This window comes from Candidatus Methanoplasma cognatum (assembly GCA_009777615.1).
In the GTDB taxonomy this organism is placed as follows: domain Archaea; phylum Thermoplasmatota; class Thermoplasmata; order Methanomassiliicoccales; family Methanomethylophilaceae; genus Methanoplasma; species Methanoplasma cognatum.
In genome coordinates, this window is sequence record WRLM01000001.1 from 295,755 (window position 1) to 320,449 (window position 24,695).

The 24,695-nt window shown below is 53.7% G+C and carries 24 protein-coding genes and 1 tRNA gene; 13 read left to right on the plus strand and 12 right to left on the minus strand.

From position 1 onward, the window contains the following. Nucleotides 1-174 precede the first annotated feature (174 nt). Nucleotides 175-819, plus strand: coding sequence for a YhbD family protein (locus tag FWG96_01415; protein ID MCL2031921.1), 645 nt, complete (start codon nt 175-177; stop codon nt 817-819). After that, entirely contained in the window at nt 812-1,399 is a 588-nt protein-coding gene (locus FWG96_01420) for a hypothetical protein (GenBank protein MCL2031922.1), read from the plus strand. The genes FWG96_01415 and FWG96_01420 overlap by 8 nt, the downstream gene beginning before the upstream one ends. Nucleotides 1,400-1,487: 88 nt before the next feature. On the opposite strand, the gene hcp is transcribed toward FWG96_01420, so the two are convergent. Next, complete coding sequence (gene hcp, locus FWG96_01425; protein ID MCL2031923.1) at nt 1,488-3,098, minus strand: hydroxylamine reductase; 1,611 nt, start codon at nt 3,096-3,098, stop codon at nt 1,488-1,490. A gap of 82 nt (nt 3,099-3,180) precedes the next feature. Here hcp and FWG96_01430 point away from each other — a divergent pair, with 82 nt between their 5' ends. Then, nucleotides 3,181-3,540 carry a helix-turn-helix transcriptional regulator gene (locus tag FWG96_01430; protein ID MCL2031924.1) on the plus strand — a complete coding sequence of 120 codons (360 nt, stop codon included), beginning with the start codon at nt 3,181-3,183 and terminating at the stop codon, nt 3,538-3,540. An 82-nt stretch (nt 3,541-3,622) separates the two neighbouring features. After that, nucleotides 3,623-4,183 carry a PH domain-containing protein gene (locus FWG96_01435; protein ID MCL2031925.1) on the plus strand — a complete coding sequence of 187 codons (561 nt, stop codon included), beginning with the start codon at nt 3,623-3,625 and terminating at the stop codon, nt 4,181-4,183. Nucleotides 4,184-4,728: 545 nt separating this feature from the next. Here FWG96_01435 and FWG96_01440 read toward each other — a convergent pair. Further along, nucleotides 4,729-4,801, minus strand: a tRNA-Gln gene (locus FWG96_01440). A 224-nt stretch (nt 4,802-5,025) separates the two neighbouring features. Here FWG96_01440 and FWG96_01445 point away from each other — a divergent pair. Then, a complete protein-coding gene (locus FWG96_01445) occupies nt 5,026-5,409 on the plus strand; it encodes a Fic family protein (protein MCL2031926.1) in 384 nt (127 codons plus the stop codon). A 387-nt stretch (nt 5,410-5,796) separates the two neighbouring features. Here the strand turns inward: FWG96_01445 and FWG96_01450 are convergent, their stop codons facing one another. The 4 genes from FWG96_01450 to FWG96_01465 form a co-directional block, all read right to left on the minus strand. Beyond that, nucleotides 5,797-6,330 (minus strand): DUF1697 domain-containing protein, encoded by a 534-nt coding sequence (locus tag FWG96_01450; protein ID MCL2031927.1) that lies wholly within the window; start codon nt 6,328-6,330, stop codon nt 5,797-5,799. A gap of 110 nt (nt 6,331-6,440) precedes the next feature. After that, on the minus strand, nt 6,441-7,673 hold the full coding sequence (locus FWG96_01455) for a tRNA (N(6)-L-threonylcarbamoyladenosine(37)-C(2))-methylthiotransferase (GenBank protein MCL2031928.1): 1,233 nt from the start codon (nt 7,671-7,673) through the stop codon (nt 6,441-6,443). A gap of 12 nt (nt 7,674-7,685) precedes the next feature. After that, entirely contained in the window at nt 7,686-8,318 is a 633-nt protein-coding gene (locus FWG96_01460) for a translation initiation factor IF-2 subunit beta (protein MCL2031929.1), read from the minus strand. A gap of 132 nt (nt 8,319-8,450) precedes the next feature. Continuing rightward, on the minus strand, nt 8,451-9,560 hold the full coding sequence (locus FWG96_01465; protein ID MCL2031930.1) for a hypothetical protein: 1,110 nt from the start codon (nt 9,558-9,560) through the stop codon (nt 8,451-8,453). Nucleotides 9,561-10,098: 538 nt separating this feature from the next. Between FWG96_01465 and FWG96_01470 the strand changes: the two genes are divergently transcribed. The 8 genes from FWG96_01470 to ilvD all read left to right on the plus strand — a co-directional run bounded on the left by FWG96_01470 (nt 10,099) and on the right by ilvD (nt 18,956). Continuing rightward, nucleotides 10,099-10,536, plus strand: coding sequence for a 30S ribosomal protein S12 (locus FWG96_01470; protein MCL2031931.1), 438 nt, complete (start codon nt 10,099-10,101; stop codon nt 10,534-10,536). Nucleotides 10,537-10,541: 5 nt separating this feature from the next. Next, nucleotides 10,542-11,123: a 30S ribosomal protein S7 gene (locus FWG96_01475; GenBank protein ID MCL2031932.1), complete on the plus strand. Its 582-nt coding sequence runs from the start codon at nt 10,542-10,544 to the stop codon at nt 11,121-11,123. 16 nt (nt 11,124-11,139) lie between these two features. Beyond that, on the plus strand, nt 11,140-13,347 hold the full coding sequence (locus FWG96_01480) for an elongation factor EF-2 (protein ID MCL2031933.1): 2,208 nt from the start codon (nt 11,140-11,142) through the stop codon (nt 13,345-13,347). Between the two features lie 59 nt (nt 13,348-13,406). Next, nucleotides 13,407-14,675 carry a translation elongation factor EF-1 subunit alpha gene (tuf, locus tag FWG96_01485; protein ID MCL2031934.1) on the plus strand — a complete coding sequence of 423 codons (1,269 nt, stop codon included), beginning with the start codon at nt 13,407-13,409 and terminating at the stop codon, nt 14,673-14,675. Between the two features lie 30 nt (nt 14,676-14,705). Continuing rightward, nucleotides 14,706-15,020 carry a 30S ribosomal protein S10 gene (gene rpsJ, locus FWG96_01490; GenBank protein ID MCL2031935.1) on the plus strand — a complete coding sequence of 105 codons (315 nt, stop codon included), beginning with the start codon at nt 14,706-14,708 and terminating at the stop codon, nt 15,018-15,020. Nucleotides 15,021-15,536: 516 nt separating this feature from the next. Beyond that, complete coding sequence (locus tag FWG96_01495) at nt 15,537-16,445, plus strand: hypothetical protein (protein MCL2031936.1); 909 nt, start codon at nt 15,537-15,539, stop codon at nt 16,443-16,445. A gap of 126 nt (nt 16,446-16,571) precedes the next feature. Further along, nucleotides 16,572-17,177, plus strand: coding sequence for a thiamine phosphate synthase (locus FWG96_01500; protein MCL2031937.1), 606 nt, complete (start codon nt 16,572-16,574; stop codon nt 17,175-17,177). 132 nt (nt 17,178-17,309) lie between these two features. Further along, nucleotides 17,310-18,956: a dihydroxy-acid dehydratase gene (ilvD, locus tag FWG96_01505; GenBank protein ID MCL2031938.1), complete on the plus strand. Its 1,647-nt coding sequence runs from the start codon at nt 17,310-17,312 to the stop codon at nt 18,954-18,956. Here ilvD and FWG96_01510 read toward each other — a convergent pair whose 3' ends face one another. From FWG96_01510 to FWG96_01535, 6 genes are read right to left on the minus strand one after another with little or no spacing between them, the layout of a single operon-like run. Continuing rightward, entirely contained in the window at nt 18,957-19,223 is a 267-nt protein-coding gene (locus FWG96_01510; GenBank protein ID MCL2031939.1) for a chorismate mutase, read from the minus strand. Continuing rightward, nucleotides 19,220-20,281: a chorismate synthase gene (gene aroC, locus FWG96_01515; protein ID MCL2031940.1), complete on the minus strand. Its 1,062-nt coding sequence runs from the start codon at nt 20,279-20,281 to the stop codon at nt 19,220-19,222. The genes FWG96_01510 and aroC overlap by 4 nt, the downstream gene beginning before the upstream one ends. Beyond that, entirely contained in the window at nt 20,281-21,540 is a 1,260-nt protein-coding gene (gene aroA, locus FWG96_01520; protein MCL2031941.1) for a 3-phosphoshikimate 1-carboxyvinyltransferase, read from the minus strand. The genes aroC and aroA overlap by 1 nt, the downstream gene beginning before the upstream one ends. Then, the gene (locus FWG96_01525; GenBank protein ID MCL2031942.1) at nt 21,537-22,373 is read right to left on the minus strand and encodes a shikimate kinase; all 837 of its coding nucleotides are present in this window, start codon (nt 22,371-22,373) and stop codon (nt 21,537-21,539) included. The genes aroA and FWG96_01525 overlap by 4 nt, the downstream gene beginning before the upstream one ends. Continuing rightward, nucleotides 22,370-23,680 carry a shikimate dehydrogenase gene (gene aroE / locus FWG96_01530; protein MCL2031943.1) on the minus strand — a complete coding sequence of 437 codons (1,311 nt, stop codon included), beginning with the start codon at nt 23,678-23,680 and terminating at the stop codon, nt 22,370-22,372. The genes FWG96_01525 and aroE overlap by 4 nt, the downstream gene beginning before the upstream one ends. Further along, nucleotides 23,680-24,693: a 3-dehydroquinate synthase II gene (locus tag FWG96_01535; protein ID MCL2031944.1), complete on the minus strand. Its 1,014-nt coding sequence runs from the start codon at nt 24,691-24,693 to the stop codon at nt 23,680-23,682. The genes aroE and FWG96_01535 overlap by 1 nt, the downstream gene beginning before the upstream one ends. Nucleotides 24,694-24,695: the final 2 nt, after the last annotated feature.

The window sequence follows — 24,695 nt, forward strand, 5'->3', positions numbered from 1 at the left end:
ACGCCGCACGTTCCCGCATCCTTTACGGGAATTCAGTGCCCAGAGGCCGTTGAATGTAGAGCATTATGGGGGTAAATAAAACACTGTTACGTTATTTTCAGAAATATTTATATATACGTACACTAATCATACAGTTAGTGTAACAGTGTTACATTACAAAGCGGAGATAAACACATGGATGAGAACCTCATATCCAAAAAAGAGCTGCTGGAGCTCAAGGGGATATCATACGGTACGCTTTACCGCTGGAAACGGAAGCGTCTGATACCTGACGAGTGGTTCATCAGAAGATCCACTTTCACGGGGCAGGAGACGTTCTTCCCGCGGGACCTGATCCTGGAAAGGGTAGACAGCATACTGAACAGCAAGGAAGAGACGTCCCTCGACGACCTGGCGAAGATCCTGTCAGGGGTCCCCGCGGAGATCAACATCACTATGGATGAGATGAAGCGGAGAGGTCTGATATCGGAGGCCGCGGCGGTTGCGGCGGAACAGTTCTTTCCCGGGACGATGGACTTCGACGGAGCGCTGATTGTATTTTCTCTCGACGGACCGATTGAGGATGGAGACCTCTCCATGGAAGATGCCAAGACCATGATGCATAACATGGCGGCCGTCGATGACAGGGAAGCTTTGCGGCAGAGCACGGTCAGGCTCTATAGGAAACAGGGGGTCGCCTTCTGCGCAATACTGCCAGACGTTTCAAAAGCGTATATGGACACATCGTCCAAACTTATTTTCGAGGTCAGCATGCCGCAGATGGTCGCGGCATTCAAAGCACAGATATTGTTGAAGAAAGGAGCGGAAGATCATGAATGATTTGATCATAAACGGAAAGAGCAAGGTGTCCGGAGGGACCTTCGGAGAAGTGAGAATGGACGGCATATCGTCGGTCGAAGGCGATCTCGTATGCGATACGATGGAATTGAACGGAACATGCCGTTTCAAAGGCAATGTGCGCATCAGCGGGAGGGCGGAGATAGACGGTGTCTGCAAAGTATCAGGCGATATGGACACGGAGGACCTGGACCTGGACGGCTGCCTGACGGTAGCAGGAGGACTGACGGCGGAGAACGCAAGACTGAACGGCGCCCTGACAGTGAACGGAACGTTCAACGTCGGAACGCTGGACATGAAGTTCCACGGTTCGTCAAAGGTCAAAGAGGTAGTGGGAGGCAGGATCCGCATTTACCACGGCAAAAGCACGAGGTACTTCCGTGCGGAACTGATAGAGGGCGACGATATCGACATAGAGCGGTCCAAGATAAAGGTCGTAATAGGCGATAACGTTACGATCGGGGCGGGCTGCACTGTGGAAAGGGTCGAATACAGCGGCGGTCTGGAGATCCACCCGAAGGCAAGCGTAAAAGAGAAGATAAAGGCCGATCAGGGCAAATGAGGATCGCCCGACCAGCCATTTTTTCTCCGGAGGTGCGGCGCCGAAAGGCGCGGCACACCTCCGGAGGAGTTGTTTCATTTTATGCCGGTCACTCGATCTTCAGGATCCTCATATCCTCCGCCACGGCGGAGTTGCCCTTAAGACCGAAGGTCCCGACGAGCACGTTCAGTATGTTGGGCGAGACGAATTCCGGAAGGGTCGGACCGATCATGATGTCCTTCACGCCAAGATGCAGCAGCGACAGAAGCACCAGGCAGGCCTTCTGCTCATACCAGGAGATGTTGAACGACAGCGGAAGATCATTCACCGACAGGCCGGTGGCCTCGGCGAGCTTGAGCGCGACCACCACCAGGGAGTAGCAGTCGTTGCACTGGCCGGCGTCCAGCACCCTGGGTATGCCGCCGATGTCCCCCAATCCGAGTTTGTTGTACCTGTATTTGGCGCATCCCGCAGTTAAGATTATCGTGTCCTTCGGAAGCGCCTCCGAGAACTCGGCGTAATACTTCCTTTCCGGTCTCCTTCCGTCGCATCCGGCCATCACCACAAGCCTCTTCACCGCCCCGGAAGATATGGCGCCGAGCACTTTATCGGCCAGGCTGAGGACGGTACCGTGCGCGAATCCTATCGGGATGCTGATGTCATCTATGGACTTAGGCGGCGAACAGGTCTTCGCCAGCTTTATTATCTCGGAGAAATCCTTGCGGCCGTTCTTCTGAGGGATATGCGTTATGCCGCCGAAGCCGGCGGGTCCGGTCGTGAACAGCCTCTTTGAATATGATCCAGGGGGAGGAACCAGGCAGTTCGTGGTGACGAGTATCGGTCCGTTGAAGGAATCGAACTCTTCTTTCTGCATGTGCCATGCGTTGCCGTAATTCCCGACCAGATTGTCGTACTTCTTGAACCGCGGATATGCGTTCGCGGGAAGCATCTCTCCGTGGGTGTACACGTCCACGCCGCTGCCCTTTGTCTGCTCGAGCAGTTCCTCCAGGTCCTTCAGGTCATGGCCGGTGATGAGTATCCCCGGATTGTTCCGGACCCTGAGGCTCACTTCCGTTATCTCCGGAACGCCGTAGGTCTCGGTATTCGCCTTATCCAGAAGCGCCATGCACTTCACTCCGGCGGCTCCGCATTCCAGAACGATCGGCAGCAGCTCTTCCGAAGACAGATCCTCGGACAGAGAGATGAGGCCTTTGATCATGAAGTCCTCTACTTCCGCATCCTTGTACCCCAGGACCCTGGCGTGATAGTAATAAGCGCCCAGCCCCTTCAGTCCGTAGAGCAGCAGTTCTTTCAGAGAGCGGAGGTCCTCGTTCGGCGAAAGCTGATCGATGCCGACGGTCTTCGCCTTGAGCGCCTTTTCCGAATAGTCGTAGTCGGCGCAGTCCGCGCCGTACTTTGTCTTCTTGATCCATCCTCTTGTATCGTCGATGAGCTCTTTGGAACGGTCGATCATCTTTACGAAGTATCCGCTGTCAAAGTTAACGTTCGTAAGCGTCGAGAACAATGAGACCGTGATGTGCTCTATCTGCTTGTCCACTTTCTTTCCGTCGTCTTTCGCCTTCTTCGCCGCGATCGCGAGACCTTCCAGCGAATAGATCAGGAGGTCCTGCAGATCCGCGGTCTCCGGGGTCTTGCCGCAGACGCCCTTTTTGGTGCACCCGGCGGCCTTTATTGTTTCTTCACATTGTCTGCAATTCATTGTATCACCATTATTTACTTTTGATACTAAGTATGAATATGATACTAAATTATAAATAGCGGAGAGTTTCTAAAAGTATATCATGAACCATGACTGCACACTGTACAAAACGATGGATTATCTGGCCAAGAGATGGACCATTCTGATACTTCTTGAACTGCGCAAAGGGGAGCAGGAATGGAAAAGGTTCTCGGCGATACGCGAATCCATGAAGGACATCACCCCCAAAGTATTATCGGAGCGGCTGAAGGATCTTGAGGCGGAGGGGCTCGTCTCCAAGAGGGTCGATGCTTCGGCGTTCCCGATAAAAAGCGAGTACAGGCTGACCGAGGCGGGGGAAGAGCTGGTGGAAGCGGTCAAGCAGATAAAATATTGGGCTCTTAAATGGAAGATACGCAACGAGATCTGCCTGCGGCAGGACTGCCGCAGCTGCGGCCTCTGACCCGGACGCGGCCTCGCTCTGACTGCGGTGATGCAGGGTTTTGTCCGAATAAGATATATTACAGAAACACGTATCTCACCCTATGGAGAAGATATACAAACCGAACATAGGATGGATATTCTGGGCACATCTGATCCTGATTATATTGATAGTGGCGATATTCGCGATATGGACGCTGGTGGTCGGGTCCACAGGAGGACTGCTTATCCCGATACTGGCGGTGTTCCTGCTGATAGTGTTAGTTTCCCTGCTTGTCGTGGCAAAGACGGTGTACACACTGGACGATGAAAGGATATTGATCCGCGGAGCCCTCAAAACGTATGACATACCGTACGGGTCGGTAAAGAAGATAATCAGTACCAACAAAGGCCTGATAAGCGAGGGCATGTTCGTCCTTTCTACGGACAGGATATGCATTTTCTACGGCGAGGAAGGCAAGGTCTCGATATCCCCAATAGATAAACCGGATGCCCTGAGTGTTCTCAGGTCGAACTGCCCCGGCGCGGAGTACGAAGAGGATCTCAAGGTCAAAGCGGAGAAAGAACAGAAGGCCGAAGAGCAGACTTTCCAGATGGAACAGGCAACCGAAGGGCCGCCCGAGGAAAAGGAATACGTATACAACAGATACAGGCTGCAGCAATAACGCAAAGGCCCGAAACAAGAAATAAGGATTTGGAGGTCAGCGGGGCGGGTATGCCCCCATGACCTTTTTTTATGAAGAGGCAGCTTCTGCAGTTATTAGCTGTATCTCGCGGGCGTTCAACTCCGTTTCTATTTTTGTAGCGGATCAAAGCACTTCCATTTTTATAGCAAACCTGCCGTGTTTCTCAGTTGAAAAGTAAGGCGTAATCCGTTGCTTTGACGATACGGACGCTATGCGTTCCTGCGTCGATGCCGGCTGGATCACTTTCGCGGCCCGCGCGCCGTTTTTTCTTTTGCTGGATATGCAGAGGAAGGTTTATGGTGCTCAATCCTATCAGGTGTTTGTTCTTAAAAACTATTTCAAAACTTGGAACAAATATAAATCGTCTCAAAACTTGGAACAAATATGCTCTTTTTTCAAAGTCCGGCTTCACTGACAGATCGACCGACTTAGCGGAGGTCGAAGAAGTGGCACTTATCACATTGGATAAAATGTATGAGGGCGTCTGAACGATAGGTGAACGTTGCACGTCAAGCGGGAACAGGTAGTCCCGGGCGGATTCGAACCACCGTCGCGGGCTCCAAAGGCCTGCATGATTGACCACTACACTACGGGACTGCGTTCCTCTCTAAATTATTTCAATTATATAACATTCATCTTATGGAAGGGACATTGTTGTTTCTCCCCGTAGTGAACGCACAGAGTATGGCAGCAGACAATTGTAGCTTTCGATTAAGGAAGGAAGTACATAGGGAAAGTGTAACTTTCAATGAACTTGTATCACCAATAATGCCGCAGACTGTCTCCGAAAAGAATTAATCGCCCCGAACTGTTCGAGGCACATGGAACAGTTCAATGTCGAAGTCCTCAAGGATATCCACCGCAAGGTGATCGACAAGGGTTCCGCCGAAGAACAATCTCTCAGAGACAATGTGAGGGACGAGGGCACTCTGCACCATATTGCGGCCTCGTCTTGGAACATATCTGACCCAGTAGCAAGGGCTGCGTTCCTTCTTCACAGAGTTGCCACACAGCATCCTTTTATGGAAGGGAATAAAAGAACTGCGTGGACGGCCGCGATGAGCATACTCAGAGCAGAGGGATATTATATAGAGGAAAACAGCAGGGGCATAGACGTTTTCGTCCGCAGGGTGGCGAGCGGGGACATTGAAGAGCAAGACATAGTGAAGTGGTTCAAAGAAAGAATGAGATCACTTGCTGAGTAATCTGAGTGCCTCGTCATACTGCTCAATGACACAGTCTGCTACCTCAGACCAATCGTCACAAATTTCACCACGGTGCGGCGGTTCATCGGAAGCTCTTTTTGCATCGCCGCGATATATGCGTTCTGTCGCCGCATCGCCGTTTGCGGAACTGCATGAAACCACCGGAGTATTTTTGCGCATTCCTGCCACCTTTTACCTTTGGATTAATATTTTCAATCCAATAGTGCGATGTTGATACGGATATATTAAAGTGTCATCTAATGCGCGCAAGGCCTCTCCCCGCACCTGTCTTCGTTGCATAGAGAGAAAAAGCCGATGATTGAGGCCGATGCCAACTCAGTCGGTTTCACCACAAAAAGTTGAAAAATTTCATCTGTTTAAGTGGGATCATAACTTCATCTTCGTTGCGACTTTCGCTATCGTATCTATGTTTCGGCTGGTGAATTTATCCCTCATGTCCTTCCGCCCGAGGATCTTTGAAAATCCCGAATCAAGCGTGGCCCCTTTACGGCACCGCCAATAGAAGATGCCGTCTCCGATCTCTGCGGCTTCGCCCTCGGATGGTGTGATCCTGTCGAATTCCTGGAGTAAAACTTCCTCAAATCCGGATTCACACACGAAGACATACGTGTGCATCTCGGAATCCTCTTCGAACGGGACCGCCGCCAGCATAGCGGACACCTCGTCCGAACTCTTGACAAATAATCTGACGTCATCGCCATAGCGGTCCGATAATGTACGCTCCAGAAAACCTCTCAGATCTTTATGGGGCTTATCGGACTGAAAGATCAAATTTCCCGACGCCAGCACGGAAACAACGCCCGTAAGGCCCGCCGATCTGAGCACATCGCAGGCTTCGGCCATTTTCATCGTTTTTCCGTTTACGTTCACTCCTCGTAAAAACGCACAGTACGTCCTCATAATCGATCCTTCTATCCCGAAGGTTTTGCTTTTCGGGTGCCTTATGCCAGATAAGCGTCATCATACATGTTATTTTTCACATTCGCTGCTGCGGAACGTGTGCGCCGGCCTCACTCGTTGCGCACTTTCCCGACGAGGTAGGCGGAACTACATCCGGTTATCTCAACTTTGACGAAGGAGCCGACAGGGAGGTCCGAAGTAATGACCACCGGGCGATAGTTATCCGTCCTTCCGATCATCGTCCCGGCTTTGCCGATCTCGGTGATAAGCACCCCCTCCGTCCCTCCGATCATCCCGCTGTTGTTCTCATACTCGACCCTGTTCCTGGTCTCGGTCAGCTCCGTCGATCTGTCTTTGGAGATGCGCCCGTGGACCTGTTCCATGGATGCCGCTTCGGTCCCGGGCCTCGAGGAGAATCTTGTTATGTTCACTGTGTCCGCCATAAGGATCCCAATAAGTTCGAGACTCTTACGGTGGTCCTCATCGGTCTCGCCCGGGAAACCGGAAATGAGATCGGTGGATATGCTGACATCCGGAAATCTTGATCGGACCATTTCAACAAGGTTTAGGAATCCTTCAACGGAATACGACCTGTTCATTCTTTTCAGGACGGTGTCGCTGCCGCTCTGCACGGGGATATGGAGGAACCTGTAGATCCTGGGGTCGTCCATGACGTCAAGCAGATCGCCGATTATGGGCATGAGGCTGTTGGGGTTCATCATCCCTATCCTCAGCCGGAAGTCGTTCCCGTTCTTCAGCATCCTCCTGAGAAGGGAGGGAAGATCGGTCCCGATGTCTCTTCCGTAGCATCCGGTGTCCTGCGCGGTGATCAATATCTCTTTGACGCCGCTTTCGACGATAGAGTCGAATCTTGAAACAAGATCATCCGGATCATAGCTGGACAGCCTGCCCCTTGCGAACTTTGTGATGCAGTATGAGCAGTTCCCCAGACAGCCTTGGGCGATCGGGAGTATGTTGGAATTGTTCCTTTTCTCCGCATGGGGGCCGCCGCCGTATCTCCCAATGACCTCGGACGAGAATTCCGAATAGCGGTCAGGAGGGATGATGAGCGGATCGGGCAGCCGTATCAGCGCGCGGTCCGCCTGGACCTTCGCCATGCAGCCGGTGACGATAACTTCTTTCCCGGCCTTTCTGAGCTCGGACATGCGGCGGATCATCTTTTTTTCAGTGATGTCCACCACCGTGCAGGTGTTGAGGATGACTATATCTGCCGATTCGGCGGAGGGGGCTTCCGTATGCCCCATGGCGGACATCTTCTCCGAGAGCTGCCCGCCCTCCCCGTAGTTCATTGTGCAACCGTATGATTCCACAAAGTATCTCATGTCAGCAGCCGATCACTGACCGGATTTTTCCAAGGTGATCGTTCCGAAGGCGGTCTTCCCGGAAATGTTGGTTATCTTTACGTGCACCGTGTTACCCTTCGAGGTCCCCGGCACCACCACGATATAATCCAGATGCTTTCCCACGCCGTCTCCCTTCTTTCCTATGTCTGAGATGAGGATGTCGATGGTGTCTCCCACCCTGAGGATGTTATGGGCCTCCGATTTCGACGCCTTCCTGACGTTGATGGACCTTCTCGCGCCGCATGCTTCGCATTCCAGTACCAGGGTGCGGTCCTCTTTGATCACCTTCGTGTCGGGAAGCCCGCACTCGGAGCAGATGACATATGTTTCTGTGTACGATTGTATCTTCTCGTTGATGGAGGCCGTAGATATCTTTGCTTTGAACACCGCCCTTCTTCCCTCTACATTGCCGGGGGTGCCCAGCTCTCTCAAAAGAAACTGTAAAAGATGCTGGGGGTCCCTTCTGAGTTTGTCCGTCACGTCGATAAAGTTCCTGAACACAGTGGTCTTCCCTTCCTGCAATATCTCCAATTCCGGGAGTTCGAACCTCTCGTGGTTCTCTATCGTTTCGGGAAGGACCTGCTTCGCCCGGTCCAGCAAAGCCAAGTAATCGTCATCCGCCATATTGTTCACCTTATTCGAGCTAAACGTGACTTGTTTATAAAGGTTTGTCAGGTTCGCACTGTGTTCGGTAAGTGCTGACCTTTTCTTTCAGACACGCTGCGGAGGGGGCAGGGGTCTCATGCTCTTGCTTTCTTAAGGCGTTCTGAAGCGGAAGAACCATAATGCCGCGCATGCCGCACCGAGCAGCATGACTGCGATCGCCCCGTAAACAGCCAGCGAAATGCCGTCGCCGCCGGGTTCATCTTCATTGCCTTCGGGGGCGAGAGCCGTTTTGAACGATGCGGTCAGTTCGACATCTGAGTTCACAGTGATCATACGTTCCTGAGATGTGTTGTTGTCTGACCATTTAACGAAGACATACCCCTCATCCGCAACAGCGCGTATCGTTATCTGAGCGGACTTATCATACGTTCCGGCACCCTCTGCTTTACCGCCGTCTTCGGCGTGCAGGACGACGTTGAATCGTTCTTGAATTTCTGTCACTCCCGTGACCGTGAATGTGACATCCGATGTAACCCTGAACCCTGTTCCTGCCGTGTATGGAATGCTGTTAGCTCTTAACAAAGGCGTTCCCTTGTATCCGGGTTCAACGTCTGCGGATACATGTATCACGGTTCCGTATTCGACCTTCTCAGACGTTCCGCGACCCATATTGATGCCGTCACGGATCCATGTCAAGCCTTGGGTATTCGCATATGTGACATCGCACAGGACAGGCTGTTCCTGGACCTTACTCACCCCCGTGACCGTGAATGTGACATCGGACGTAACTCTGAACCCTGTTCCCGCTGTGTATGGAATGCCGTTAACTTTTAACAAAGGCGTTCCCTCGTATCCGGGAACAACCTCTACGGACACACGTATCTCAGTCTCGTATCCGATTTTCTGGGATGCTCCCCCACCCAGATCGATGCCGTTGCAGATCCATGACAGGCCCTGGGCATACGCATATGTGACATCTAACACGGTGTACTGGAAGAATAGCTCCATATGCAGGGATGCCGTGATATCGGTGAAACTTACTATCTCTGTGGTATAAATTACCGGGTCCCCCCATCCATAGAAATAATAGCCGTAATCCGCGACCGCCCTTATCAAAACATCCGCATGGTCAGGGAGCTGGACAACAGAGGCATATTCTAAAAAGGGAGAACCGTTCACACTGTATTCCGCATGTCCTTTCCCACTCGCCACATATATTGTCAGAGTTATTTGGGGCACATCGAGCTCTTTGCTGATCACATCGTCCGTATGGGTGGCGGGAACGCCGCCATCCGCACTGTCGCCGTTCTAAACCGCGATGCCGATGACTGATAAGGCCATAAGAGCGCAGACAACGGCAAGTACAGGGACCAAATTGTTTTTCTTTTTCATTTCGAAACCACTCTGATTTCAAATGGTTATGTTTTTAGTCGGTTATATATTTTGACTCTTGATTTACCGTGTCGCCGGAATATAATATATGATGCTTAGTGAATACTTCGGTCTCCGAAATTCTAATATGTGATGTTAGAATTTATGTCCCTACGGCACCATAGTCCCTCCCCGGTCATAATACAAGACACGGGGCCCTGAGTGTCAGAATGTGGGCCGACATGTGTATGCGGGACGCTTTTAACATATTTCGGCCCGTATTGATACCAACTCCGTTGAGGACAGGGCCCTCTATAAAAGGTGTTATATATCTAATCGAGTTAGCCAACCTCAGAACTAAGCTCCGCTCAGTGCATGAGCTTTAAATACGATAAGAATAATCGCAAAAAATACTTCAAATAATGAGGTGAAACGTTTGGGTAGAGGTCTATACACTGCAAGAAAAACGAGAGAGGACAGGCAGAAGTTCCGCTGGCTGGACCGTGGATACAAGAAAAGAGTATTGAAACTTAGGGAGAAGTCCGACCCTCTGGAGGGATCGGCCCAGGCTCGCGGCATAGTGCTTGAGAAGGTCGGAGTGGAGGCGAAGCAGCCCAACTCCGCCATCCGCAAATGCGTGAAGGTCCAGCTCATAAAGAACGGACGTCAGATCACAGCTTTCGCAGTGGGGGACGGAGCCATCAACTTCATCGACGAGCACGACGAGGTGCTTGTCGAAGGCATCGGCGGAAGGATGGGCCGTTCTTACGGCGATATCCCCGGGGTCCGTTACAAGGTCATCAAAGTGAACAACGTCTCATTGAATGAAATGGTCCGCGGAAGGACCGAGAAACCGGTAAGGTGAATCAAATGTCGGAGAACGTTGCACAGAAAGCGCTCATATTCGGAAAGTACGACACGTCCGAGGTCGTCATCAACGACGGCGGGTTGGCAAAATACATAGACCTAACACCCACAAACGTGCCTCACTCGGGCGGAAAGCATGCCAACAAGTGGTTCGGCAAATCCAAACTGAGCATAGTAGAGAGATTGATAAACAACATAATGAGGACCGAAAAGTACACCGGGAAAAAGATGAAGGCGTACAAGACGGTCTCTCAGGCATTCGACATAGTTGCGCAAAAGACCAAGAAGAACCCCCTCCAGATACTGGTGGAGGGATTGGAGAACACGGCGCCCCGCGAAGAGGTGACCAGACTCCAGTTCGGAGGCATATCGGTGCCCAAAGCGGTGGACATCTCCCCTCAGAGGAGGCTTGACATCGCAATAAGGAACATCTCCACAGGCGTCGTCAGGGCCTCTTCCAAGAGCAAGAAGCCCATACACGAGTGTCTGGCCGACGAGATAATGCTGGCGGCAAAGGGCGACATGACATCGTTCGCGGTCGCCAAGAAGGAAGAGATCGAGAGGGTCGCGCAGTCGGCCAGGTGATCCTAGGTGAGTTGAAATGGGACGTAAAGAAGACAACATCAAAAGAGCGACGGAACTGATGGTGGATCCGGCAAACATAAGGAACATCGGTACCGCGGCGCACATAGATCACGGTAAGACGACATTCTCGGACAACCTCATAGCGGGGGCAGGCATGATGTCCGCCGAGCTGGCGGGGAAGCAGTGCGTTCTCGACTTCGACGAGCAGGAGGCGGCCAGAGGTATAACCATCAACGCCGCGAGCGCGTCAATGGTCCACAACTTTGAGGGCAAGGATTATCTGATAAACCTTATCGACACCCCCGGTCACGTTGACTTCGGAGGGGACGTCACAAGGGCGATGAGAGCGCTGGACGGAGTGTTCATACTCTGCTGCGCAGTAGAAGGCATAATGCCTCAGACGGAAACTGTCATAAGGCAGGCCATGAAAGAGAGGGTAAGGCCGCTTCTGTTCATCAACAAGGTAGACAGGATGATAGTCGAGCAGCAGGTCACGAAGGAGATGATGATAGATAAGTTCTCCAAGATCGTCGCTGAGTTCAACCAGAAGATAAAGGACACCCTCCCCGCGCCGCTCAACAAGCAGTGGCAGGTGAGCATACAGGACGGTACGGTGGCATTCGGGTCAGCGTACAACAACTGGGCCATATCCGCAACGTTCATGCAGAGATCGAAGATATCATTCAGCGATATATTCGACTTCTGCGCAAGAGAGGGCGGCCAGAAAGAGCTGGCCAAGAAATCACCGCTTCATGAGGTGGTCCTTGAGATGGCCATCAAGCACATACAGAACCCCAAGGACGCGCAGAAGATCCGCATACCCACGATCTGGAAAGGAGATCTAGGCTCGGATATAGGCAAGCAGATGCTGGCCTGCGATCACAACGGCGACGTATCATTCATGATAAACAAGATCATAATGGACCCCCATGCGGGAGAGGTAGCGATCGGAAGGCTGTTCTCAGGCACAGTGAAGAAAGGGGACGTCCTCTACATATCCGGTATGCCAAATGCACAGAGGGTGCAGACGGTCGCGCTGATGGTAGGCGCGGACAGGATAATGATCGACGATGTGGTCGCAGGCAACATAGCGGCGGTCACAGGCCTCAAGGACGCCATCGCAGGCTCGACGGTGTCCTCGCTGAAAGAGATGGATCCGTTCGAGAAAATGGCCCACTATTCGGAGCCGGTGGTCACGAAAGCGATCGAGGCAAAGAATATGAAGGACCTCCCCAAACTGGTCGAAGTTCTGAGGACAATCGCCAAGGCAGATCCGTCACTCAACATTGAGATCAACAACGAGACAGGGGAGCACCTCATGTCAGGTATGGGCGAGCTGCACCTTGAGATAACAGAATACCGCATCGTGAAGGAGCAGGGCGTGGAGATCGTTTCCTCGGCGCCCATCGTGGTCTATCAGGAGTGCATAAAAGGAAAGAACACCAACCCCTTCGAAGGCAAGTCGCCGAACAAGCACAACAAGTTCTACTTCCTGGTGGAGCCTCTGGAGGAGGCGGTCGTCGAAGCCATTCATAAAGGCGAGATAGACCCCGACGCAAAGATAAAAGATCAGAAGGCGATGGCAAAACAGCTTGAGGAGCTCGGCCTTGAAAAGGAAGAGGCCAAAGGCATAGTGATGTTCAAGAACAGCAACATGCTGCTGGACAACACAAAAGGTATCCAGTATCTCCATGAGACGATGGAGCTGGTGAAGCAGGCCTTCGAAGAGGCGATGATGAGAGGCCCTCTCGCAGGCGAGAAGTCCGCCGGAGTGAAGGTAAAACTGATGGATGCGAAACTCCATGAGGATACCATCCACAGAGGGCCGGCGCAGGTCATCCCGGCGGTCAGGGACGGAATATACGGTTCGATGTGCGAGGCCGGAAGGACCCTCCTCGAACCGGTACAGAAAGTATTCATCAATGTTCCGCCTGACTATATGGGCGGGGCGGTGAACCTCATCAACCAGCGCCGCGGAACCATATTGGAAATGGGGCAGGACGGGACGTACTCCATAGTATCCGCCGAATGCCCCGTGGCAGACATGTTCGGATTCGCGTCGGATATACGCGGGTCTACACAGGGCCGCGCTCTCTGGTCCACAGAGAACGCGGGTTTCAAACAGTTGCCGCCTGAGTTACAGAAGAAGGTCGTCACGGAGATCAGGACCCGCAAGGGAATGAGCCCCGAGCCATATGACGCCCGCTACTACTCAAGCCTGTAAACTTTAAATATAAACATCTTATCGCAGAAAAACAGACCTATAAAGTAGGAGGTATGAAAATGGCAGAGAAAGAGCACATGAACCTGGTCATCATCGGTCACGTCGACCACGGAAAGTCCACCCTCACGGGAAGGATCCTTCTGGAAACCGGCGCTATCGAGCCCCACCTGGTAGAGAAATATAGGAAAGAGGCGGAGGAGAAAGGAAAAGGGTCCTTCTACTTCGCATGGGTCATGGACGGCCTGAAGGAAGAGAGGGAGAGAGGAGTCACCATTGATGTGGCACACAAGAAATTCTACACCGACAAGTATTATTTCACAGTCATCGACGCCCCCGGCCACCGCGACTTCGTTAAGAACATGATCACCGGAACCTCGCAGGCGGACGCAGCGGTCATAACCTGCTCCGCGATAGAGGGACCTCAGGCACAGACCAAAGAACACGTCTTCCTCGCGACCACCCTCGGCGTGAGACAGATCATCGTTGCCATCAACAAGATGGATGCGGTGAAGTACGAGGAGGCAAAATACAAAGAGGCCGTCGACGCGATGAGCAAGCTCATGCAGATGGTCGGCATCAAGACCGACACAGTGTCCTTCGTCCCCGTATCGGCAATGGCGGGAGACAATGTCAAGACAAAATCGGCCAACACCCCGTGGTACAAGGGACCCACCCTTATCGAGGCCCTCAATACACTCAAAGTTCCCGAGAAGCAGACGGACAAGCCCCTCAGGATGCCGATCCAGGATGTCTACACCATCACAGGTATCGGAACCGTTCCCGTAGGAAGGATCGAGACCGGCGTACTGAAGCCGAACATGAAGATCATGTTCGAGCCCTCTCATGTGCCGGGTGAGGTCAAATCCATCGAGATGCACCACGAACAGCTGCCCTCCGCAGGCCCCGGCGACAATGTCGGGTTCAATGTGCGCGGCGTAGCTAAGAACGATGTCAGGAGAGGAGACGTAGCCGGCCCGGTGGACAACCCCCCGACCGTCGCAAAGCAGTTCACGGCGCAGATCGTCGTCCTGAACCACCCCTCCGCCATAACCGTCGGATACACCCCCGTGTTCCACTGCCACACCACTCAGACGGCCTGCAGGTTCGTTGAGCTGGTGAAGACCATTGACCCCAAGAGCGGTCAGGTCAAAGCGGAGAACCCGCCCTTCCTTAAGACAGGCGACATCGCCGTCGTCAAGGTAGAGCCGACGAAGCCGATGGTAATCGAGACTGCAAAAGAATTCCCGCCGCTCGGAAGGTTCGCCATCCGTGACATGGGTCAGACCGTCGCTGCCGGTATGTGCATCGAGGTCCAGAAGGCCAACTGAGGCCTTCGTCCTTTATTTAAGGGATAAAACATGTCACAGCGAGCAAGGATCTCACTCAGCGGCACTGACCCGGCAAAGGTTGACAGCGTATGCGCCCAGATCAAGGGGATATCCCAGAGGACCGGCGTGGACATACGCGGACCCGTCCCTCTTCCTACGAAGAAGCTCAGGGTTCCCTGCAGGAAGAGCCCTGATGGAGAAGGAAGCGAGACCTGGGACCGCTGGGAGATGCGCATCCACAAGAGACTGATCGACCTGGATGCCGACGAACGCGCCCTCAGGCAGCTCATGAGGATCCAAGTGCCCGACGGCGTGAACATCGAGATCGTTCTTCGCAGCACCTAAACACCTTACCAACAACCTTTCTTTTATTATATATATCAAACAAGCGGCGCTTTACCGTTACGGGTGTTCATATCGGGCGTGCTTTTCATATGCCATCCGAAGCGGAAGTTCATTACACCCCCAGGTCCGGATCCAGCCTCAATATGAGGCAGGGAGGCACACATCCCGGACCATCGGCGCGACAGGCGCGCCTCCCCGCAGAGGAAAATCGGTTTTTAACGATTTTTCTATATTTTACATAATACCGCTCTTATAGATATATTAGGCACATAGTAACTATATACAAACTATTGTATCACTGGAGATTTTATATATTATTATGTGTTATTTATCTTTGTCGAAAATCAATTCGATAACAAAACCGTTCAATGTCGTGAATAAGGGACGAAACGCGAGGTCTTGTGCTCAATATTTTTGGCATGAGCAAAAACTCCTTCAGGACATTCCCGTTCCTTCCCTATTCCCCCATTCACGGCATTGTAACGGCCCCTATCAAAGACGAGGCGGCGGATCGAAATGTCAGCGGTGAAAACAGCATCTGAGAAACGGGTACTGACGGCAATAGCGGCGGCCGTATTGATGATCATACTTATGCCCGCATTAAGCCAAATGGCAGAACCGGCGGCCGGTATCGGTAATGCTGATGGGAACAACATCTCACAGGGTCAGGAGACCGCCTCGGAGCCGACAGGCAGCGGATCCCTCATCGAATGGAGAGGGGACGCAAGCGGAGAGTCCGCAGCATATTGTCTTACGAAAGATCCGGGCAATTCTGTGCCGGAGGTATCTGACGGATTACCGCCTGTGAACAAGGAATACTACATCACCGCAACCTCCGATCCCCTGACCTCCATATCTCCGGAGGGGAAGGCGGCCGTACAGAAAGGGAACAGCATAACATTCACCTTCTCCGCCGACGCAGGATCCTACATCGATGCGGTAATAGTCGACGGCATGCACCTTTCGCAGGCGGAGATAGACCGCGGGTCATATACATTCCGTAATGTGGGCATGAACCACACCATCTGGGTGAAGGGCGCTGAGTCAGAGGTGACCCTCACCATCGCTATGGTGGAAGGCAGCGGTTACGCCGAATACAGCGTGGACTACGGACCGTTCACGAAGTACACAACGATCGTCAGTCTGCCGGACCGGGCGGACGTGACCGTCAGAGCATATGCGGACGACGGATACCAATTTGAGAGATGGCGTGTGGGAGCGACCCCGCTCCCGGACCCGGAGCTGTTATTTTATCGTATCGCCGTGCCTCTGCAGGTGATGCTGTACTTCGCCGAAGAGGATGAAGGAGGCCTGATGGGAGAGAATGAAGGTAACGATATCTTAGGCGGCGGTTTCCTGCCGTTGATGATAGGCGCCCTGCTGCTGACAACTGCTGGCTTTTTTATTTTACGGAAGATATTGTGAGGTCACAGACAAACCGCCCGCCGGCGGCTATCGATCCCTTCAAACGTTCTTTCAAACTTCTCTTTTCTGCCGCGTAACACATCGTTCGGAAATGGATTCAAATACGGCATTACCGATGGATACCGCATGATAATAGCGGCCACCGACAGAAAGATATCCATGCTGCCCTTCAAAGAACAGATCGCCCTTATTGCAGAAGCCGGACCGGAAATGATCATTCTCTCCGAACGGGACCTTTCCCCGCCCGAATATAAAGAACTGGCGTTGTTCTGCAAAGCGGAGTGCGAGAAGAACGGCGTGGAGTTCTGTGCGGATAAATTCGCGGAGGTGGCGAAGGAACTGGGGGTCGGGACGATATACGTCAGCCTTCGGGACCTCAGGACCTCTAAGCCGGAAGGATTCGGCAGGATACTGACCACCGTGCGGAACGAGAAGGAGGCGGCGGAGGCAGAAAGACTGGGCGCCTCGCTGCTGATATTCCGCGATGTCTTTGATCTTTCATGCAAATCATGCAGGAACGCGAAAGGTCTTGCCACGCTCAGATACATGCTGGGGGAAGTGGACATCCCAGTCGTTGGGGCGGGAGGCATCCTTCCGGATGTTTTCCAGGAGGTCCTGGCATCCGATGCGGCGGGCATATGCATGAGGGACGGGTTCATGAAGACCAAGGACCCGGGTGCGGCGGTCAAAGCGTACCGCGAGGCGGAGAGACAGCTGAAAAGGACGCGCTGAACCATTGTGTTCAGGTAACGCGGGCCGATCCTCACGGGCGCCCGCAAAAGAGACCGGCGGCTCACATCCGGAAGGGTATTCAGATAATTATTTACGTACATTACCGCTAAGCCGGAACATAGGTCGATCCGTATGAGAAGCGACGTCGTCAGAAAAGGGATAGGAAGCGCGCCGGCCAGAAGTCTGCTGAGAGCAGACGGCCTGAAGGACGAGGATTTCGAGAAGCCGTTCATAGGCATAGCCAATTCGTGGAACGATATCGTGCCCGGACATCTCCACCTCAACGAGATCGCGGAAGCGGTCAGAGAAGGGATAATAGAGGCGGGAGGAAAGCCGTTCACCTTCGGCGTTCCGGCGATCTGCGACGGCATAGCCATGGGCCATAACGGCATGAGGTTCTCTCTCATATCCAGAGAGGTGATCTCCGATTGCTGCGAGGTCATGATCGAGGGCCATGCCTTTGACGGATGGGTCGGGGTCACGAACTGTGATAAAGTGACGCCGGGAATGCTCATGGCGGCGGGAAGAATGAACGTTCCCGCAATAATGATAACGGGAGGCGCCATGGAGCCCGGGAACCTCAACGAAGGGGATCTCGACCTCCAATCGGTGTTCGAGGCGCTGGGATCATATTCCGCCGGGACCGTGGATGAGAACTTCGTGAAGACCATAGAGTGCGCCGCATGTCCCGGAACGGGAAGCTGCTCCGGTCTTTTCACCGCAAACTCGATGGCATGCCTGACCGAGGTCCTGGGACTGAGCATGACCGGCTGCGGGACATCGCTGGCCGTGGATAAGAAAAAATTAAAGATCGCAAAGGAAACGGGAAAGAGGATAGTCGAACTCGTGAAGAAGGACATTAAGCCCCGAGATATAGTGACCATGAGGTCATTCAGGAACGCCGTGCGCGTCGATATGGCCATAGGCGGATCGACGAACACCGCCCTCCACATTCCCGCGATATCGAAGGACTTCGGGTGCAACGTCACGCTGGACCTTTTCGATGAGATATCCAGAGAGATACCCCATATAACAAGCCTCAGGCCGGCAGGGATATACTCAATGCGGGACCTGGACCGCGCCGGAGGCATGCCGGGGGTCCTGAACAGATTGAAGGGAATGATCGAGGACGCCCCCACCGTCAACGGAAAGAGCGTGAAGGAGATCGCGGAGGAGGCAAAGGTCACGGACGACAATGTCCTGAGGCCTTTGGACAACCCGTTCCATCCGCAGGGCGGGATAGCGATACTGAAGGGAAACCTTGCACCTCAGGGATCCGTCGTAAAGCAGGCGGCGGTGAGCGAGAACATGATGCGCTTCACCGGAAAGGCGAGGGTGTTCGACAGCGAGCAGGACGCGACCGCCGCGATAACATCCGGAAAGATAGTGCCCGGAGATGTGATCGTCATAAGGTACGAAGGTCCGAAGGGAGCTCCGGGAATGCCGGAGATGCTGTCGCCCACCAGCCTTGTCATGGGCAGAGGCCTCGGAGATTCCGTGGCGCTGATCACAGACGGAAGGTTCTCGGGCGCGACGAGAGGAGGGGCAATAGGACACATCTCTCCGGAAGCTTACGAAAAGGGGCCGATATCGGCGCTGAAGGACGGAGATGTTATCGAGATAGATATCCCCGGAAGGAAGCTCAGTGTGAAGATATCCGACGAAGAGATGAAAGAGCGCCTTTCCAAAGTGAAAGCGGTCGAGCATCCGGCGACAGGCGTTCAGAAAAGGTACAGGAAACTGGTAACCAACGGCGCGAACGGCGCATACCTGGAATGATCATTTGAGGGATCTCTGCAGTTCCACCGACTCTCGGATAAGGATCCTGCAGATATCCTCGGCATATTCGGGGTTCATTCCGTTGTCTTCGGCGAAAGCTCGATATCTTCCGACGACCGCTTCTTCAACGGAGGGCTCGATGATCTCCAGCCCCTTCTCTATTTTGCAGAGACCGACCTCTTTGGCAAGGTCCAGCCTTTTTTTCATGAGGCACAGTATCTCAAGGTCCGTTTCTTTTATTCCCGACCTAAGCTCATCCAGGCTCATAGTTCCCCTCTGATTATCTGGTCCGCGAGAACAAGGCAGGTCACGCTTTCGACGACGATGACCGCCCTCGGCACTATGCAGGGGTCGTGCCTCCCCTCAACGCTGACCTTGGCGTTCTCCATTAGCTCAAGGTCCACCGTATCCTGCTCTTTTCCTATGGACGGGGTCGGCTTGAAGACCGCGCGGAATACCAGAGGGGCGCCGTCGCTCATTCCCCCCAATACCCCTCCCATGTTGTTGGAGCGCAGTTTTATCCCGTCGTCATAATAATACGGGTCGTTGCTCTCCGAGCCTCTCATCCCGGCAAGCCCGAACCCTTTTCCGAACTCGACGCCTTTGCAGGCGGGGATACCGAAGACGGCCCTTGCTATCTCCGCGTCAAGGGACTCGAACCACGTTCCGCCGAGGCCTATGGGGAGACCGGTCGCGATGCATTCTATCGTGCCTCCGACACTGTCTTTGTCAAATGACGCTTCCAGTATCGCATCGGCCATCATTGAATCCAGATCGTCTGTCGCCGCCTTGGTCCGGCGCTGTTTTGAAAGAACGGCGTCATCGAAGGTCCGTTCCTCCTCATCCTTTATCTTTCCTATCGATCTCGTGAACGCCGCCACGCTGATCCCGCGCTGCGACAGGAACTGTCTTGCGATACTCCCGGCAACGACGATCGACACGGTAAGCCTTCCGGAGAATTGGTTGCCACCTTTGATCTTGTGGTCCGGGGACTTTACAAGGGCGGGGAGATCCGCGTGTCCCGGGCGGGGTGTCCTGTTGAAAATTTCGTACTTCGATGTGTCGGTGTTGGTGTTCGCGATCCTGTAGTGTATCCTTTGCCCCGTCGCCTTTCCTCCCCAGATCCCGGAAAGGAAATCCACCTCATCCGGTTCCGCACGGGGGGTGCCTATCCCTTCGGAAGGTTTCCTCAGGTCCAGCTCTCTGTTGATCTGTTCGACGCTGATCTCCGTGCCTTCCGGGACGCCGTCCAAAGTGCCTCCCACATACTCAGTATGGCTTTCTCCATAGAGCGTGAACACGATCAATTCTCCCATCCTGTACATCATATCACCTCGACTCTCATTCCCAAAGACATCATGTGTTCGGGGAATTCGGGATACGACACCGAACAGCACTCTGCGTTGTCCATGATTACGGCGTCCTCACATAATAAAGATGCTACCGCCGCGGCCATCATGATGCGGTGGTCCCCGGCGTTGTCAACGACGCCGCCCCTCAATCTGCTTCTGCCTCTGATGACGCATCCGTCGTCGGTCTCGGACGCATCCGCTCCTATGGCCTTCAGCATATCCACCGTTGTCCTTATGCGGTCGCTCTCCTTGAACCTGAGCTGCGGCGCGCCGTAGAGCCTGCTTGTGCCTTCGGCGGTGCTCAGGAGCACCGCCAATATGGGAAACAGATCGGGGCATCCCCCTATGTCTATGGCCGCCGCCAGAAGGGTGTTCTTCTTCACGGTCACGGAATCACCGCTAACGGATACCAGCGCGCCGACGTCCTTCAAAATGTCGATGATCACTCTGTCTCCTTGGGGATCGTCCATCTGCAGTCCTTTCACGGTCACCTCTCCGCCCAAGGCTCCGGCGACGAGGGGGAAGGCCGCGGATGAGAAGTCGGCGGGCACGACATAATCGTACGGGCGGTATCCGGTCCCGCCCTTTATACTGAATATGCTGCCCGCCATACTTACATCCGAACCGAACAGACCCATGATATGGGCGGTGACGTCAAGGTAGGGCTTAGACACCATCTTTCCTTCGATGATTATCTCGGAATCATTGGCAAGCATGGGCGATGTGACCATCAGGGAGGTAATGAACTGCGAGCTTATGCCTCCGTTTATGGCGACCTTTCCGCCCCGGTTAGGCCCCCTTATTTCCACTGGAGGTTTTCCGTCGTCGGAGGAGCATTCGACCCCCATCCGGCTCAGCGCATCAAGCAGCGGCCCCATAGGTCTTTTCCTCAATGAAGAGTCGCCGGTGATCGTTACTTTTTCATCGAATATGGATGCTATTCCGGAGAATATGCGGAGAGTTGTCCCGGAGTTGCCGGCGTCCACTATCCCTCCGGGAGAACGGAGGTCCCCCCCGGAGATAAGGAGTTCGTTCCCTTTCCTCTTGACGGATGCTCCCATGGACTCCACAGCCCCGATCGTGGACAGGATATCGTCGGATATCAGACAGTTAGAGACCCTGCTCACTCCTCCGGCCATCGAGGCCAGGAAGATCGCTCTGTGAGTGTGGCTCTTTGACGGCGGAGAGGAAACGGAACCTTTCAGACATCCGCCGCCGAATGACATTTTCATATTGACGGCCTCCTTGTGCGGGTGAAGATCAGTCCGACCAGCCCCGTTCTTTCAATAAAATCCTCAGCATCTCCCGGCTCCAGAACTATTGCGATGGCCGGCCCCGATCCGGAGACCCCGGCCCCGAGGGCGCCGTTCTCCATGGCGATATCGGAGACGGTGTTGTCTATTCCAGAAACGGACGCGATCAGCTTTCCGTTCTCGGTCATAGCTTTGAAGGGATCGGTCCTTGCTACGTCCACCAGAGCCCCGACCTCGGACGATATGCTCCTCAGCTTTTCCAGAGGGAGCCCCGTCTTCCTGATCTTGTATTTGGGGGAATGGATCAGAACATCGTATTCGCCGATGTCTTCCCGGAATAGTATGGTGTCTTCTCTGTTGTCGGTGATCACAAGGCCTCCGAGCCCGCATCCGCAGGCGTCGTCGAAGGACCCGGTGACGGTGACGCCCGCCTTCCTGGCACAATTGACCCCGAGCTTTATTCTTTCAATGATGTCCATATCGAACCTCTCCGAATCCATCACGGACGATATGATCGCGTTGCAGGCGGAGCTTGAGCTCTTAAGCCCGCGGGATATGGGGATCTCGGACGAGATCTTAAGCAGCCACCCATCCGGCTCTTCGATGCCCATTCTTTTATATGACTCAGAGACGCAGATATTCGCCATCTCTTTATTCTCGGAAGGGTCGTTGGATATGAGCACATCTTTCGCCTCTCCAGCAGGGTGGAAGACCGCATGGGTCCGCAGGGTGACGCCGATGGTCGAGCCGATGCCGCAGGGCATCGCGTTGATCACCGAGACCGCACCGTACGAGGTGCCCTGCCCCATCATTCCAAAGCCCCCCTCATATGTTCGAACAGGTCTTTCTTCCCGGTCCACATCTCCAGCGACGCGGTGCCTTGCATTGCGAGCATATCCTCTCCGGAAACGATCCCTCCGCCCACCTCTTTTGCCTTCTTTATCAGAGGGGTCTCGGTCCCGTAGACCATGTCGAAAACAGTATGGTGCCGGGTGAGCTGGCATATGTTGACTGGATACTCGTCATTTCCGTACATCCCCACGGGGGTGCAGTTGATGATCAGATCGTAAAGCATGAGGGCGACACTCTCCTTATGAAAGAAGTCGCAGCCGAGGTCCCGGCAGAGCGAACGGGATGTTACTTCGTTCCTTCCGGTGACGGTGACGCGGCATCCGTTGTTGGTAAGAGCGAACGCGCAGGCACGAGCCGCGCCGCCGGACCCCATGATAAGGGCTCTCTTGCCGCGAGGGTCGAATCCCGCAAGTTTCAGGGCATGCTCTATTCCCAGGATATCGGTGTTGTATCCTTTCAGGACCCCGTTCTCGTTGACTATGGTGTTGACCGCGCCGACCGTCTCGGCATTCTTGTCAACGGCGTCGAGATGCCCGAGCACCGATGATTTGTGGGGGATCGTGACATTCATTCCCTTTATGTTGTAATCAATAATGACATCCTTGATATGTTCAAGGGTCTCTACGTCGAATTTGAGATAGATACCTCTGATCCTCATCTTTTTCATCACCGTGTTGTGCATCTTTGGAGAGAGGGTCTTTTCCAAAGGATGTCCGAGGATGCCGACCACCATTGGGTCATCGCCAAGGTATGACATCTCCTCCAGACTCAGCTGCCCCGGCGCAGTTGGCTTGCCCACGTACGCGAAAGTGAATTCATTTCCCAGGATGTCTCCTCTGATCCTGGTGACCGCGCCGAGCTCGCCCATGCCCAGCAGGACATGCCTTTTTTTCACCAGGCGGGACGAGTCGTACAGACTCTTCAGGTCGGAAAGGGAGTTTATACTGAACGCGCCCTTCGAGACGTCGCCGGGCATGCTGTTCAGCAGACCCGCGATGTCTTCCCCGGACGGAGTTGAATTGAAGTTGTGGTGTGAAGATATGATATCAAGATCGACGGCGGGAACTTCGTGTTCCCCTACGTCGATCATCCCTCCGAATCCTTCGGGCAGGAGGGACAGATCGGGAAGGTCCCTGAACGTAACTATCAGGTCCTTTCCGGGGATATCGGGAACGCGGCCGAGGATATCCAGCCTTATCTCCGCCATATCTGCTTTTTTTATCCCTTCGATGTCGGAGACGGAGCTCAGGGATGCGCAGAGTCTCATCATACCTCCCTGACGGTCTCATCGATCTTCATTCCGAAGTGTCTTCCGCCGGATTCCAATCTGGCGAAAACTTTGTCCCCTTTCTTTATTCTTGAGACGGATACGGAACCGTCCGGGCCGCTGAGTTTGACGGTCTCCGCATTCTGCAGGATCGTGGAATAAACGCTCTTTCCGTCGGAGGCTTCGAGAAGCACCATCGGTCTTTTCTCGATCTTGCATCTTCCCACGGAAGATATCCTTGTGTTCCCCTCCGAGTCGACGATAAGGATGGGATCTCCGGAACGGTATTCGGAGAGGTATCTTGTTTTCCCTTCACGATCAAGGGCGTAAGAGTGGACCGCACCGGCGTTAACTCTGAAAGGCCTAGCCGCGACGTACCCGTTCTCTTCACTCTCCGACTGGATAAGGAATAAACAGGACGCCTGCGAGCCGATGAGCATGCCTTCTCCGGGGTTCATCATGCTCACCGTGTCGACGCACACCCTGTCGCCCATCTCAATGTTCCTCACAGAAACGACCTCCAGCGGGGTGAGTTCTATCTTTTTAGATGAAGATATCAAATCGGAGAACCTTCTGACATCATTTCCTGTTTCTGCGATAATGACGATCCCGTCCACTCCTTTCTCAAGCGTTTGGAGATAGACCCTGGCGTCCTCAGGGTCGGACGCACAGGCGTAGATCTTCGTGCCGGTGCCTCTGAACCTAGCTATCATGTTCTCCAGCGGTATGATGGTCCAGTCTGAATTCCCGAGGATTACGGCTTCGCATTTCCCCCCCAGGGACATGGCGCGGTCCTGATCCTCCGGCGTGTTCAGCTTTATGAACATGATATTATCGGAGATGATCCCGCCGCTGTTGAACAGCAATCTCACATTCCCGAGGGATCCGAGGTCCGCATCTTCCGGCCTGACGATGGCGGTAGTGATCCCGGACTCCAGCGCGCTCGTGACGAGTTCTTTCCTGAGGCCTTTGTCATCGGGGCCGTCGGCCATTATTATCATTTCTTTGGGCATTG